This is a genomic window from Wolbachia endosymbiont (group B) of Gerris lacustris, from assembly GCF_964028355.1.
Taxonomy (GTDB): Bacteria; Pseudomonadota; Alphaproteobacteria; order Rickettsiales; family Anaplasmataceae; genus Wolbachia.
Map to the genome: position 1 here is coordinate 1245550 of NZ_OZ034761.1, position 14393 is coordinate 1259942.

The window sequence follows — 14393 nt, forward strand, 5'->3', positions numbered from 1 at the left end:
TCTGCAGCGGATACTCATACGGTATACATATCTCAGTTACTTGTTTCCCTATCAATAAATTTTTTATTCACTTGGAATCAAAGATTACAACATCTTATTAAATTTTAATAAAAATCCTTAAAGCTTTAATATCTTATGCTATACTCAATATATTATTAAAATATTAGCTAGCAGTAATGTCAACATATATAAAAGAGTACGTCAACGATATTTGTGGATCGCAAATATCAAAAATTCATCTTCTCAAGGGAAATGAGGTCAGAGTCTTTTTTAAAAACGCTAATGGAAAGGCCTTTGATCGAACTTTTTCAAAAAGAGATATTGCAGAATTTTTAAACCAAACTATTGAAATTGAAGACTTTGTTATCACGCAAGATATAGAGAATGGCATTACTTGTAATATAGAAGGAATTTATAAAGACAGCAAAGGGAAATATCACTACACAGAAATAATATCATATGCTCAGGTAAAGTCCGCTTATGAAGAGTATACACAAAAATTTAAGAGGGAAGATGGAATCATATTCAAATTAAATCGACATATTTCCAAAGCCATAGGGAATATGCCAACATTGAGTGGATGGTATAGAAAAATTCTAGGCTTTAATCCTCAAAACGGATTATGTAACCCATTAAGTAACTTAATTGTTTCTATGAAGCTAGAAAGTAAAGAAGACTTTTTAAGCTTTTTTGATAGACTAAATTATGAAATAACTGAGCAAGATATTATAGATTACCTTAATGGAGAGAAAGACAAAGAACGGCAGTTACATTTGATACTGGTTCTATCAGAGTGCTTGCCTATTTTATGTCTTTATGATGCTAAAAAGAGTAAAAGTTTTGTTTTGTCTGACAACATCTTGCTAAATAAACAAAAATTTTCCTTTGACCCTAAGACAAAAAAACAAGCTTCCATTTCTCAAGAGCAACTTGAGCATGCATTAGATAATACAGAATTAGAGCATTATATAGTGTTTAGCTGCCGCCGCCGTTATCATTATAAAGATGGAAAGCTCAATAAAGACGGGCATGCTGTGCTAATATATAAGGGAGAAAACAATAGATACATATTTTTTGACGCTAATATTGGAGTGGTTGGTTTTTGTTCTAAAACAGGCATTGCACAATTAGGACGAAATGATGTGCTTGATTTGATGAACCTTGCCATCTCTTACTATTCAGTCAGTGGATATTTTAGAGAGCAAGTTCCGCATAGCTGTGACACATCAATTGTGCTTCGAGATGTAACATTGGCACTGAAGGAAGTTGAAGAATTTTACAGTAAAGGGAATCCAAGGCAGCAAGTAGTGGACATTTCTGTTGATAAACGGGAACGTTCAAAAAAGTGTGTCAAACCGAAAAAAAAAGTAATAAATTGATATAAAAAATGGAGGTTTGATATGAGTCAAGCAAATAGAACTACTGGTTTGGTAGATTATAAAGAATTAGAAACAAATATCCTGTCATCTATACGAGAAGGAAGACCATTGACAGGAAGAGATGGAGCATTAACACCGTTTATAAAAAGGTTGCTAGAGGCAAGTCTGGAAGGTGAAATAGAAAGCTACATGTCAGCTGAAAGTGAAGAAAATAACCGAAGAAATGGGAGAAACGCAAAAACTTTACGCACGAGTGCAGGCTCATTTGAGCTGCTAACACCAAGAGATAGGGAGGGAAGCTTTGAACCACAAATAGTCAAAAAAAGGCAAACAAGCCTACATCCAGAACTTGAAGCAAAGGTCTTAAGCACATATGCCAGTGGCATGGGATACAGAGATATAGCTTCACATGTTGAGGAAATATATGACCACAAAATATCAGCAGCAGAGATATCTAGTATTACCGATAAACTGCTACCAGTAATCAATGAATGGCGCAGCCGCCCACTGCAATCAGTGTATCCAATAGTATTTATGGATGGCATGTTTTTTAAGGTCAAGGAGGACGGACATTGCATAAGTAAATGTATGTATAATATATTGGGCATAAATCAAAATGGCAGAAAAGAAGTATTAGGTTTTTATTTGGCTGAAAGTGAAGGAGCTAACTTCTGGTTGGGAGTACTAAATGACCTCAAAGAAAGAGGAGTAGAAGATATTCTAATTGCCTGTATTGATGGGCTAAAAAGCTTTCCTACCGCTATAAATAGTGTATTTCCTAAAGCAGAAGTACAGCTATGCATAGTGCATCAGATAAGGAATTCACTGAAGTATGTATCTAGCAAAGATGTAAAAGTTTTCATAAATGATTTGAAAAAAATATATCGTGCTTCAAGTAAAGAGATTGCTGAGAATTATTTGCTTGAGCTGGAAGAAAAATGGAGTGAAAAATATCCCTTGGTTACAAAATCATGGCAAAACAATTGGGAAAATTTGTCTGGTTATTTTAAGTATTCTGGACCAGTTAGGAAGCTGATTTACACCACCAATCCAATTGAGGGATTGCATAGACAAATTAGGAAATTTACTAAAACTAAGGGCTCATTTACTAATACAAATGCCTTGTACAAACAGGTATATTGTGCTATAAAAAAGGTAGAGCAAAAGTGGACTACAGCTTTGCCTAATTGGTCATTAACTATGTCTCAGCTTGACATTTTCTTTCCCAACAGACTGAAAATTGAGTTGAACTAAAAATGCGGCTTGACACAGTTTATTTAACACTCCCTGATAACAGACTAATCAGTTATTATTTACATCTGTTTCAGCATAAAAATTATTGTGGGGCTTGATTTTATACATATCACTACACATAATAGGTTTTAGTATAAATCAGTAATATGCACCCAATCATATACTTACTTAACCTGCTACTAGATTTCTACAGCTTCATTCTAATATGCTCAGTTGTTCTCGATTTGCTAATTAAATTTAATGTAGTTAACATGTATAATGAGATTGTAAGTAACATAATGCAAACTTTAAATCGACTCACCTATCCTCCACTAAGGGTTATCAGAAGGTATATACAACCGTTCAATGGATTAGATTTATCCGTAATGATATTGATAATAGCAATTCACTTTGTAAAATATACAATTACTTACTACTTTAAGTAGATGTTAAAAAAATACCTAAAATCAGTAATATACGTATTTCTCTTAATGTATATATATATATCAGTTTTTAGCTATAATTATAAAGATCCATCCTTAAATACAGTTACAGATCAGGAAGTAACAAATTTAGGTGGGATAGTAGGTTCATATTTAGCTGATATATTAGTTCAATTTCTTGGATTCACTAGTATTACAATAGCTACAACCATAGTTTACTTTTTGATATCAAAAAGGCTGCTGAAGATTCTCTATTTAATATTAATCAATTTAGGAATATGTGCTACATTAGCGCAACTTTCGCTCGGTATCACTGCTAGGTACATGCACAGTGGAATAGTCGGCAATACTCTAATTGGCCACTGCCCGTTTTACATATTCACAGTAGTAGCATCAATAGGTGTTGTAGGATTGATTGGTTGGAAGAGAACGGTTTATTCTTTGCTTTTCCTATGTAAAAAAATATTTTCTCTTTTTACAAAGATTCTGTTTTTCAGGTTACGTAAAACTACTGATTATTCAATAGCACCATTAGTAATAGAGGGAAAATATAGAACCACTAGACAACAACCAAAAGAAAGACAGAAAAAAGCTACCGAAGAGATTTTTAAACCACCTTCTAGTGAGTTTGAGTTTCCAAGCATTCACTTACTTTCTAAAGTAGAAGAATCTATGCAGAGAAAACAGTTGAATGCATTAGAGAGCAATAAGAATTTATCTCTGCTCGAACAGGTGCTGAGTGATTTTGGCGTGCAAGGAAAAATTATAAGTGTATGTTATGGACCGGTTGTGACTTTATACAAACTTGAACCACAAGCAGGTACAAAATCTGCAAGAGTGATTGGTCTTGCAGATGATATTGCACGTTCAATGAGTGCACTCTCTGCACGTATTTCAATAATTCGTGGACAAAATGCCATGGGAATAGAATTACCGAACAAGGAGAGAGAGATTGTGATGCTGCGTGATTTACTTGAATCGCCAGAATACCAAAATGCAAACTTAAATCTTCCAATTGCACTTGGCAAGGAAATAAGCGGAAAGCCAGTTATTGCAGATTTGACTAAAATGCCCCACTTGCTTGTTGCAGGAACCACAGGTTCAGGTAAATCAGTTGCGATTAACACGATGATTCTGTCGCTTGTTTATCGACTAAGTCCTGATGAATGCAAGATGATAATGATTGATCCAAAAATGCTTGAGCTTTCAATATATGATTCAATACCGCATCTAATAACGCCAGTGGTAACAGAGCCAAAAAAAGCTGTTATTGCTCTTAAGTGGATAGTGAAAGAGATGGAAAATCGCTATCGTATGATGTCATATTTAAATGTGCGCAATGTAATAAACTATAATCAAAAAATCACAGAAGCGATGAATAATGGAATAGAGTTGGAGCGCGTTGTACAGATTGGGTTTAACTCAACAACGGGTAAACCTTTGTTTGAAAAAATACCGATTAAAATGGAGACATTTCCGTATATTGTAGTGATTGTGGATGAAATGGCAGATTTGATGCTTGTTGCTGGCAAAGATATAGAATGCTCTATTCAACGTTTAGCTCAGATGGCTCGTGCTGCAGGGATACACATCATAATGGCAACACAACGCCCATCTGTAGATGTGATAACAGGAGTGATCAAAGCAAACTTTCCAACGAGAATCAGTTTTGCCGTTACTTCTAAGATAGACAGCCGTACAATACTTGGTGAACAAGGGGCTGAACAATTGCTTGGTATGGGTGACATGCTTTATATGGCTTCTGGTGGCAAGATTATTCGAGTTCACGGTCCATTTGTAAGTGATGACGAGGTGCAAAATATAGTTGATCATCTAAAAACTCAAGGTGAGCCAAACTACATGGAGGAAATCACTCAAGAAGATGAAAATTCTTTTGCGGAATCAGAAGGTGAAACAGAAGATGAAGAAAATGACCTCTACAATCAAGCAGTGGCCATTATTCAGAGAGATCAAAAGGTTTCAACTAGTTACATTCAAAGGCAACTTAGAATAGGCTATAACAGAGCTGCAAATATTGTTGAAAGAATGGAGAAAGAAGGTATTGTCAGTGCTCCAAGTTACTCAGGAAAGAGAGAGATATTGGTGGAATAACCGCTAACTTAAACCAAGGAAAGTTATTTTAAGATCAATAGATAATGATAGTTAATTTAATAATAATTTAAACATTGGGAATGTAAAATTATAATATATTAATTAGCTAGGGGGTTAAAAAATGGGATGGTTTGAGAACATTAAGTATAACTTGCAAGGTCTTGATAAGTTAGAAATTGCAAAGCTACAAGGGAAAGTAACAGAAATAAATAAGCTATTAGAAAACTTTGAAGGTTCACCAGGACAAGTAATAGAGTTGTCAGGAAGTTTTACAGAGCTATCAAATGGATTTGATGGTTTGTCAGGTAAGTTTGACAGTTTATCAGGAGAGCTATCAAATGGATTTAATGGTTTATCAGAAAGCTTTACAGAGCTGTCGAAAAAATTCGATGGTTTGTCAAGTAAGTTTGAAGGTTTGCCGGCAGATCTGTCGGATAAATTCGATAACTTGTCAGGAAGTTTTACAGAACTATCAGATAAATTCGATAGTCTACAAGAAAAATTCACAGGCCTGGAAGAAAAGGTAGAGACATTTGCAGACATGGTAGGGGGACAAGAACAAGCAATAATAATTTGCACCATAGCTACTGCTGTTGCTGTAACAGCGATAGCTAGTTTTGTTGCATTCTGTATCTATCAGGGAGTTAAGCTTGATAAAGAGAAGAAAAACGACTTGTGTCAAGATAAACCAAATGGGAAGTTTAGTAATGTAGGTGATACCGAAAAACTGAATAATAATTTACAACAAGTAAGAGCGTAATGCTCTTCTTGAAAAGGTGTTACGTAAAATTTGTAACACCTTAAACTTTCTTTAGATTGTGCAGGTTTTGGTAGTAAATTTTTTAGAAAGATGTTTGTATTATAAAGTTAGTAGAGATTCTGATTTACTTGAAGTTTGTTAATTGGTATCTTTTAAAGCACAATATTCACTATAGTATGCTTAAGATCTTTTCTAAAGTTTTATTTATATTAATATTTTTGGTTTCTAGTTTCTTTACTGTACATGATGTTGAAGCTAAGTCTAAAGTGAGGCTTAGTAAAAGGTACATACCTCCTGGTAATCCTGGTGGTGCAAACTTTAATGCAGATGAGGATTTTGCTGAGTCGTATAAATTATATGAAAAGCGTAGGGGGATTCTCAAGAAAAAAAAGTTACAAGATCTAGCTATAAATAAAGAAGATCTAATCAAAAAATTAAAAGAAAAAAAAATTGCTAGCCTTGATAACGAGCCAAACAACGTGGGAGCTTGCATAGTTGAAGATGGGGAGGATGCTATGATCAATCAGCATGGTATTAATCTTGTACGTTTAAAGGGTGCTGTATTTATAGATCAAGAGCCAGTTTCTCAGTATGAAAGTAAGCAGCATAAAAGTGAACAACAAAAAGGGAAAAAAGTTACTTCAACACGAGAAAAAAAAGTTTCCCCTATAAATGTTACTATAAAAGAAAGTCCATCAAGAAGAACGTGCTCTCATGATTCTATTACTGATCTAAATAGAACACCACAGCATAGTTTAAATGGTTCAAATTCATTTGGCAGTGTAGTTGACACAGTAAAATAGTGTCACGATTAATAATATGCTAGATAGAGACCTGACATTGAGTGATGATGCATATGAGTCATCGCCGGTTTCCAGGCATAAAACTCATACTGTAAAAGTTGGACAAGTGAAGATAGGTGGAAATAATCCTATAGTTGTTCAATCCATGGCACTTGGTGCACATATAGATTCTGACAACATAAAAAGCAGTGCTCAGAAATATGCAAAAGAAGTAATAGAACTAGCGCATGCAGGTTCAGAATTGGTGCGAATTGCTTTGAACTCAGAGGAAGTAGCAAAAGCAATACCTTATATAGTAGAGGAAATAAATAAAGAAGGCTTTGATGGTAAGATATTAGTAGGCTGTGGACAATATGAACTCTACAGGCTGATTCAGGATTATCCAGACAACATTAAAATTCTGGGTAAAATTAGGATAAATCCAGGTAATGTAGGCTTTGGTGATAAACGTGATGAGAAATTTGAAAAAATTATAGAGTATGCAATAACGCATGATCTTCCTGTCAGAATTGGAGTAAATTGGGGTAGTCTTGATAAGTACCTTTCACAAAAATTAATGGATGAAAACTCCTTGTCTAGTAATCCAAAAACTTCTGATGTTATATTACGTAAGGCGCTTGTAATGTCTGCTCTTGGTAGTGCAAAAAAAGCTGAAAAGATTGGTCTTAATGCAGAGAAAATAATCATTTCATGTAAAGTCAGTAAAGTGCAAGATTTAATTTTAGTTTATACGGCACTTGCAAAATCTTCCAATTATGCGCTGCATTTGGGTTTAACCGAAGCTGGTATGGGTAACAAAGGCGTAGTAAATACCACAGCAGGGCTTACTTATTTATTGCAAAATGGTATTGGAGACACTATCCGGGCTTCTTTAACTCAGCGCCCTGGTGAATCACGCACTAATGAGGTGGTAGTATGTCAGGAAATACTACAGTCTATAGGTTTACGTCATTTTAACCCTCAGGTGAGTTCATGTCCTGGTTGTGGACGCACAAGTAGCGATCGTTTTCGTATATTAACTGAGGAAGTAAATGGCTACATAAAAACTCATATGCCGATATGGAAGAAAAAGAATCCAGGTGTAGAGCATATGAGCATTTCTGTTATGGGATGCATAGTAAATGGTCCTGGAGAGAGCAAACATGCAAATCTTGGGATCAGCCTGCCTGGGTATGGAGAAAAACCTGTTTCAGCAGTCTACAAAGACGGCAAATATTTCAAAACTTTACAAGGTGATAATATTTTTGAAGAATTTAAGGAAATTATTAGTGATTATGTGGAGGAGCATTACACGTAACAGGTTCATGATTAATGTAATCTAATGTTGAAAATAAGTTTTATAAGAGGGAGTTAAATTTTTCTAAAAACCAGCTAATGGAAAAATTTGCTTTTCTAGATTATCGGGAATTACTTGATTTTATATCATAGATATTATATAATAAACTATATACTTTGATTTCCTAAAGAAATGTTATGAGAAGAGACGAAGCTTTAAAAATATTAGGTTTTCAATCAAGCGATGCGCCCAGTGAACAAGAAATTAAATTAGCTTATAGAACATTAGCTTTGGAATATCATCCTGATAAACATTCAGGTGAAAGTGGTGTTGTGAAGAAACAAAATGAAGAAAAATTTAAGCAGTTAGGTACTGCATATGAATTTCTCACTAAGGAAAATATAGAAGGGGTAACAAATCTAACTGACGGAAATTTAAATGGAATTAATTCGCCTGAAGATTTGAGGTTTTACTTATATATAGCTCTATATAATCAGGATATAAAGTGTCTTGAAAAGCTTTTTTCCAAATTCAAAAGCAGTAAAGACGGAAGATTTGGTGATTACATCAATGAAGAACTTATTTGTATTTACTTTCCATTATCTATTGCTTTAATGCAAGCTAAAGATTCAAGAAATTATAGTATTTTGGAACTTCTTTTAGAAAATGGTGCTGATCCTAATATAAAGCTATTACATAATCAAGCTTCGTTATACTATTATACGGTTATCGATGATAGCAGAATTGTAGAGTTATTGTTACAATATGGTGCTGATCCTAATATGTTAGATAGAAATGGTAGAAATCCATTATCTCCAGCGCTTTTTTGTAATGATGATAGTACTGTGGAAGTACTCTTGAAATATGGTTGTAATCCTAATATGCTAGATAGAGATGGTAAAAATCCATTATATAAAGCAATCTGTTATAAAAACGATAAACGGGAAAAAAATGTAGAGTTGCTTTTAAAGTGTGGTGCAGATCCTAATCAGAAGGTTAATGGCTCCAGAGTTATAGAGTGTGCTCCATATTTCACTAATAATGGTGTAATGAATTTGATTAAAACGCTTACTCTGCCATACGGTAGCAATGATAAAGTTAAAGGGTTGATGGCTGAATACGGTGGAGTTGATAGACGTTATCTACGTGATCAAACGATACTGACTTGTTGTTGCTTAATCGTCGCTTCTGCTACTTTTTTTAGTATAGCTTCTCCTTTGCGCTATGTACCGACAGCAATATTTGCACTTGCTGCATGTTTTTTTATTAAAAATGCTGTACATGCTGCATTTTTTGCAAAAGAACCTTCTACTGAGTTTACCGAAGCTAGAGCTTGTCCAGGGATTAGTAAAAGGCTATAATATCTAAAGTTTTAGTACTGGGTAAAGATGAGAAAAAAGCATCCAGCAGACCTAAGTCAAAGGGAATGGACAAGAATAGAAAGCTACTTCAGAGTATCATACAGGAAAGTAAGAAAAAAATATACTATAGTTAAAAAAATGTGATGGGATACCAAGGAGAAAATTTAAAAATCATATAAAGGAAGAATATGGTATGGATATTGAGATTGTCAAAAGGCCTTCATGTAGGTTCTAAGTCAACAAAGATACACCGCCTTAGCTACTACCAATGAGGGGTTTAAAGTACAGCCAAGAAGGTGGGTTGTAGAAAGGACTTTTGCTTTAGGAATAGAAGACTATCGAAAGAATAAGATTTACTCACTGAAAATTTCATATATCTGGCTATGAGTAGAGTTATGTTAAGGAGAGAAATATGCTTGAATTCCCGGACAAGTTCTAATCATTAATGTTATAAACGTTCTTTTCTTTTTCTATTCTCTCTTGTTCTTCAATACAATACATAGCAAGCGGATTAGCTTTAAGTCTTTCGACTCCTATTTCTTCTCCCGTTCCATCGCAGTAACCATAAATGCCTAATTTTATTTTTTCCAACGCCTCCTTAATTTTTTCTTTTCTATCTTTTCGGCGCTTAATTAATTCTCCATTTTCACTATCTCTATCAGAATAAATACTACTATCTTCTAGATCTTGTTTCTCCAGTTCAGAGAGTATTGATTGTAACTTTAAGCTAAAGTATTCCAGTTGTTTTACGTTCATATATTCTTCATTTTCTGAAGGAACGTAATCTTCTGGTAACTTTATTTTTATTAATTTTTCCATAGCATTATCAATAAAATATATTAAAACTTATATAACTTGTAAACACAAAAAATTATACTACCCTCAAAGTAAACACTATAATTTATAATAAACATTTAAAATCCTGGTATGATTAGTTCGGTAAAAAAATTAGTAATAAATAATAATAATCTTACTTATATGGTATGTATTTTTATTATAATGTTAAGTTTATCTTCATATACACTTGAAAACAACAGTAAACAAGAAGTCATATTAACATTAACATGGATATGTGCTACATTTGTTTTGCAGATCTCTACAAATAATTTATTTACATCTGATTATCATGATGGAATATTAGAGCAAATCTTTGTACAGCCACTCTCTTCTAGGCTGATAGTTGCTTATAAAATCTTCGCTCACTGGTTGTTATTTGGGTTACCGATTTCAGTGATTTCTTTCATGTTCAGCTTTGCAATTCTAGGCAATAATATTGAACATTCAATAGCGGTTGGAGTGTCTTTATTATTTAATACGCTGATAATCATTAATATTTCAGCTACTGGAAATGCATTAATGATTGGTCGAAATAACTTAGCATCAGGAGTATCACAAATTCTTGTTTTGCCAATAATAATGCCAACTTTTATATATTTTAAATTGCTAACTCAATTTGAAAATTTATCCTTGAATATTTATACACTACTAATCACCATCTTAATTTTTGTCATTTTAATTGTTAACAGCATTATAACTACTCACATAGCGTTAAAATTTGCTGTGGAGCAGGATTGAAAAAACTTACTAGTTATTTACTTGTATCTGCTTAGTTAAGGGTGTTAACTTAAGTAGAGATGGAGACATTAGACTTCTTGCATGAATTACAGCGTGTGAAACCATTATTGGATTTCAGACTGGCTGGTTATGCAAGAAATCTAATATCTATCGAAGAGTCAGAAACTTTTATAACTTACCTTTAATCAACCTAACCCATGCGTGCCAATCTCTCTCGCCAAGATTGCTTTCGAAAGACAGAAGATCCTTTACAGCTTTTGAGCAAATTTCTTCACTTGGAATTGACAACTTCCTATTCATTGCTAGCGTCAAGCATTGAGTTTTACAAGCTTGTTCTAAGTGATACGTATAAAACATTGCTTCTTGTATAGTCTGACCACATGTTATAGATCCATGATTGCGCATTAGCATGACAAAATTTTCTTTCAGATCAGCTATTAATTTCTTTCCTTCTGCATCATCAAGTGCAAGGGAATTATAATCATGGTAAGATACCTTATTATAAAAGTGCAGTGCCCACTGACTTATTGGAAGTAGTCCATCTTTTAGAGAAGAAACCGCTACAATGGAAGGTGTATGCAAATGAAAAATTGCTTGAATGTCTTTTCTTGCCTGATAAATAAAGCCATGGATTATATAACCAGTTTTATTATATTGATATTCTTTGCCTTCAATTATATTCCCATCAAACGATACTTTCATTAGTGAACTTTCATCTACTTCATCAAAACGTATACCAAACGGATAAACATAAAATGACTTTTTATCTTCAGAACGTACAGAGAGATGAGTATAAGTATGATCATCTAATTTAAGATAAGATAAAATCTGATAGGCGTTAACTAGGTCTCTTTTCAACTCACTATTTGTTAATAACATAGCTCTTGACTAAAATTTTCTAATGATTTATATGTGAAAAAAAGTTTATTACAAACTAAAAGGTGAACCTACGTTAAAATACTAAGCACTTTTACTTGCCTTAGGTGATTAGAGTTTACATTTCTAGATTACATAATATTTTAACTATAAAAACGACTTTTTATGTAATATTTCATATGTTTTAAAGCCTTATTTTTATGTTATTATAAATGTAGGTTTTAATATTAAAAATAATATGGTAAACATTGACATAAAAAAACAGCTAACAAAATTTTTCATATATATCACTGGTCTTCCAGGAAGTGGTAAACTTTCTACAGCAATAGTATTATCTAGTATGATAAATGCAGTAATTGTAAGTGGACTTGAATATAATCAAGCTTCCAAAGAAGCTCGAGATAGAATATATAACACTGCAAACGTTATGCTTCAGGCAATAGAAGCCTATCCTATTGACTCAAAAAATTATATATTTGTTGATGAATTAATGAAAAATAATGATTACAACATAAGAATATATAATTCAATAATAGAGCTTAGTAAAAAAATGAGCACAAAAATCCTCCCTATAGTACTTAGGTGTAATCCATTGGTATTACAAGAGCGTACTATATCAAAAAAGCAAAGAAAAAATAGGAAGGTTACTAATATAAATAGTATTAAATTTAGGGCGAAAGATTTATTTGTACCACAAAATGCTATAGAGGTAGAAAATTCAAATATGAGTATAAAAGAAGTAGCAGAGGAAATAGTAAGTCAGATGTACAAATTTGGCCAAATTGATAGTATTTACGCAATAGGCAACAATTTCATATACTGAGGCTCATTTAAGTATAGAGCTTCAACTCCATTTAATTTTTGTTTATTTTTCAGTCTATAACGGACTAATAGTCCTGTATGGCTAGAATCCAACTTTGGTAAACTGCAATCCATATATGTAACGCAGTCCATTTCAGGCTGGAGTTCACTTACTACAGCAGGATTTGATAGCGGTAACAAATTGAAATCAAATAACTGCGTATAAAACCTTTGATCATCTTCGATTATAGCTTTAATATTTTTTTTGCTGTTTGCACAAAATAGCGATATTGCATATGCTTGAACTTCCAGCGCACTAACTCCGTATAACGGCTTATTTGTAGCAAGATTTATACCTTGTGCAGCTGATATACCAACTCTGATTCCAGTAAAACTTCCCGGTCCAACTACCACTGCTAAATGGTCTATTTTATCGTAGCTGTAATTATGCTTATCAAACAAAGTGTTCAGTATTTGAAAAAATGATTCTGCATGACTATTGTTTGCAGAATTGCGTTCCACAAAACAATTACCATCGTGATCAACTATTGTTATTGAACTACCAGCACCTACAGTATTCATTGCTAGAATGGACATCACTTAAGCTTATCATAGAGCTTTGTAAACATTATAGTAAAGGCACCGTTACCCATAACATTTGCTGAAGTTATTATTGGGTCAAACACTATATACAATGCTGTAATTAATGAAAGCATCTCTGGAGAGAATTTAAGATACTTCTCAAGAACAGGTAACATTACCATAATCCCTCCCGCTGGAACTGCAACAATAGCAAATTTAAATAACAGAAAGTAGAGAAGGAAAGTCACATAGTCTGTTGCAGACAATGCACCACCAAAAGTCATTATCATTGATAGTATTATAATAAAAAAGCAATCACCTACTAAATGAAAGCTAGCAGTTATTGGCACAACAGACGATGCTATATCAGGTTGCTTTACATTTTTTTTGCTTCCTTCAAGGCTAAGCGGCATGGCTACATTACTAGACATCGTGCTCATTGCAGCAATAAATGCTGGCACCATATTGCTTATACTGGTTATCCAGCTTGTGATCTTGAATGAATTAGCTGCTCCATACAAGAGGAAGATATAAAGGTAAGTTACAGACATGATAATAATAAAAATTATTGAGTAATCTCTAAATATTGTAGATAGAACCTGATCATGTTGCATTTTTAAAGCGAACCCAAGTATAAATACTGGAATAACTGGCGTCAAAAACGTTTTCAAAACAAACAAAATGAAATCTGACATTTTGTGCGAAAGTTCTTTGCTTTTTTTTGGCAGCAAAACAGATGCCATTAAGCTGGATGTAAATCCATAAGCAAGGGCATGAAAGTTAGAAAGCAGTGGTGGTAATTCAAATGACCACAAAGGGACAATTGTTTCTTCATACGTTATATCTTGTATTGAATAAGTGTTTTGTGTGATGAAATGCCCAACAGAATAAGCTATTAAACTTGAAGCTAGATTCGACAAGAAAATCGTTATAATAAGTAACAATATAAACTTTATAGCCGACTGCTTAAGATTGTTAACACTACTAAAGATTAATGCAAAAACAATAAAAGGCATTATAAATAGTAAGATCTCTTTTATACTAAGGCTTATTGAATACAAGAAGGTTTTCACTTCCATTGGAACTAGATGACCAAAAAATATGACTGAAGTGATAACAGCAAGTAAGGTTAGTAGTTGTAGCATATTCTGATATAGCGATATTCTATGGACATACATATGGTAAGTTAGTT

At 33.3% G+C, this 14393-nt stretch carries 14 protein-coding genes and 1 pseudogene; 11 read left to right on the forward strand and 4 right to left on the reverse strand.

Going from position 1 to position 14393, the window contains the following annotated elements; genetic code table 11:
• Nucleotides 1-176: 176 nt before the first annotated feature.
• The 9 genes and pseudogenes from ABWU62_RS06390 to ABWU62_RS06430 form a co-directional block, all read left to right on the forward strand.
• The gene (locus ABWU62_RS06390) at nt 177-1379 is read left to right on the forward strand and encodes a hypothetical protein (RefSeq protein WP_353287869.1); all 1203 of its coding nucleotides are present in this window, start codon (nt 177-179) and stop codon (nt 1377-1379) included.
• 21 nt (nt 1380-1400) lie between these two features.
• Nucleotides 1401-2633, forward strand: a complete 1233-nt coding sequence (locus ABWU62_RS06395; RefSeq protein ID WP_353287327.1) for an IS256 family transposase — start codon at nt 1401-1403, stop codon at nt 2631-2633.
• A gap of 146 nt (nt 2634-2779) precedes the next feature.
• The gene (locus tag ABWU62_RS06400) at nt 2780-3058 is read left to right on the forward strand and encodes a YggT family protein (protein ID WP_353287870.1); all 279 of its coding nucleotides are present in this window, start codon (nt 2780-2782) and stop codon (nt 3056-3058) included.
• Nucleotides 3059-5167, forward strand: coding sequence for an FtsK/SpoIIIE family DNA translocase (locus ABWU62_RS06405; protein ID WP_353287871.1), 2109 nt, complete (start codon nt 3059-3061; stop codon nt 5165-5167).
• A 121-nt stretch (nt 5168-5288) separates the two neighbouring features.
• Complete coding sequence (locus ABWU62_RS06410) at nt 5289-5927, forward strand: hypothetical protein (RefSeq protein ID WP_353287872.1); 639 nt, start codon at nt 5289-5291, stop codon at nt 5925-5927.
• Between the two features lie 176 nt (nt 5928-6103).
• The gene (locus ABWU62_RS06415) at nt 6104-6730 is read left to right on the forward strand and encodes a TRP75-related protein (protein ID WP_353287873.1); all 627 of its coding nucleotides are present in this window, start codon (nt 6104-6106) and stop codon (nt 6728-6730) included.
• Nucleotides 6731-6746: 16 nt separating this feature from the next.
• Nucleotides 6747-8027, forward strand: coding sequence for a flavodoxin-dependent (E)-4-hydroxy-3-methylbut-2-enyl-diphosphate synthase (gene ispG / locus ABWU62_RS06420; RefSeq protein ID WP_353287874.1), 1281 nt, complete (start codon nt 6747-6749; stop codon nt 8025-8027).
• A 176-nt stretch (nt 8028-8203) separates the two neighbouring features.
• The gene (locus ABWU62_RS06425) at nt 8204-9367 is read left to right on the forward strand and encodes an ankyrin repeat domain-containing protein (RefSeq protein WP_353287875.1); all 1164 of its coding nucleotides are present in this window, start codon (nt 8204-8206) and stop codon (nt 9365-9367) included.
• A gap of 111 nt (nt 9368-9478) precedes the next feature.
• Nucleotides 9479-9813 (forward strand): annotated as a pseudogene (locus ABWU62_RS06430) (IS5 family transposase); the annotation flags it as partial.
• Here the strand turns inward: ABWU62_RS06430 and ABWU62_RS06435 are convergent.
• The gene (locus ABWU62_RS06435) at nt 9803-10186 is read right to left on the reverse strand and encodes a TraR/DksA family transcriptional regulator (protein ID WP_143689614.1); all 384 of its coding nucleotides are present in this window, start codon (nt 10184-10186) and stop codon (nt 9803-9805) included. The pseudogene ABWU62_RS06430 and the gene ABWU62_RS06435 sit on opposite strands and share 11 nt — an antisense overlap.
• A gap of 108 nt (nt 10187-10294) precedes the next feature.
• On the opposite strand from ABWU62_RS06435, the gene ABWU62_RS06440 reads away from it, so the two are divergent.
• The gene (locus ABWU62_RS06440; RefSeq protein WP_353287876.1) at nt 10295-10942 is read left to right on the forward strand and encodes a heme exporter protein CcmB; all 648 of its coding nucleotides are present in this window, start codon (nt 10295-10297) and stop codon (nt 10940-10942) included.
• 168 nt (nt 10943-11110) lie between these two features.
• On the opposite strand, the gene ABWU62_RS06445 is transcribed toward ABWU62_RS06440, so the two are convergent.
• Complete coding sequence (locus ABWU62_RS06445; RefSeq protein ID WP_353287877.1) at nt 11111-11821, reverse strand: class II aldolase/adducin family protein; 711 nt, start codon at nt 11819-11821, stop codon at nt 11111-11113.
• A 235-nt stretch (nt 11822-12056) separates the two neighbouring features.
• Between ABWU62_RS06445 and ABWU62_RS06450 the strand changes: the two genes are divergently transcribed.
• On the forward strand, nt 12057-12641 hold the full coding sequence (locus tag ABWU62_RS06450) for an AAA family ATPase (protein WP_353287878.1): 585 nt from the start codon (nt 12057-12059) through the stop codon (nt 12639-12641).
• On the opposite strand, the gene tsaB is transcribed toward ABWU62_RS06450, so the two are convergent.
• Nucleotides 12611-13216 carry a tRNA (adenosine(37)-N6)-threonylcarbamoyltransferase complex dimerization subunit type 1 TsaB gene (tsaB, locus tag ABWU62_RS06455; RefSeq protein ID WP_353288183.1) on the reverse strand — a complete coding sequence of 202 codons (606 nt, stop codon included), beginning with the start codon at nt 13214-13216 and terminating at the stop codon, nt 12611-12613. The two genes, ABWU62_RS06450 and tsaB, sit on opposite strands and share 31 nt — an antisense overlap.
• Nucleotides 13216-14346, reverse strand: a complete 1131-nt coding sequence (locus ABWU62_RS06460; RefSeq protein WP_353287879.1) for a cation:dicarboxylate symporter family transporter — start codon at nt 14344-14346, stop codon at nt 13216-13218. Before ABWU62_RS06460 ends, tsaB begins: the two co-directional genes overlap by 1 nt.
• Nucleotides 14347-14393: the final 47 nt, after the last annotated feature.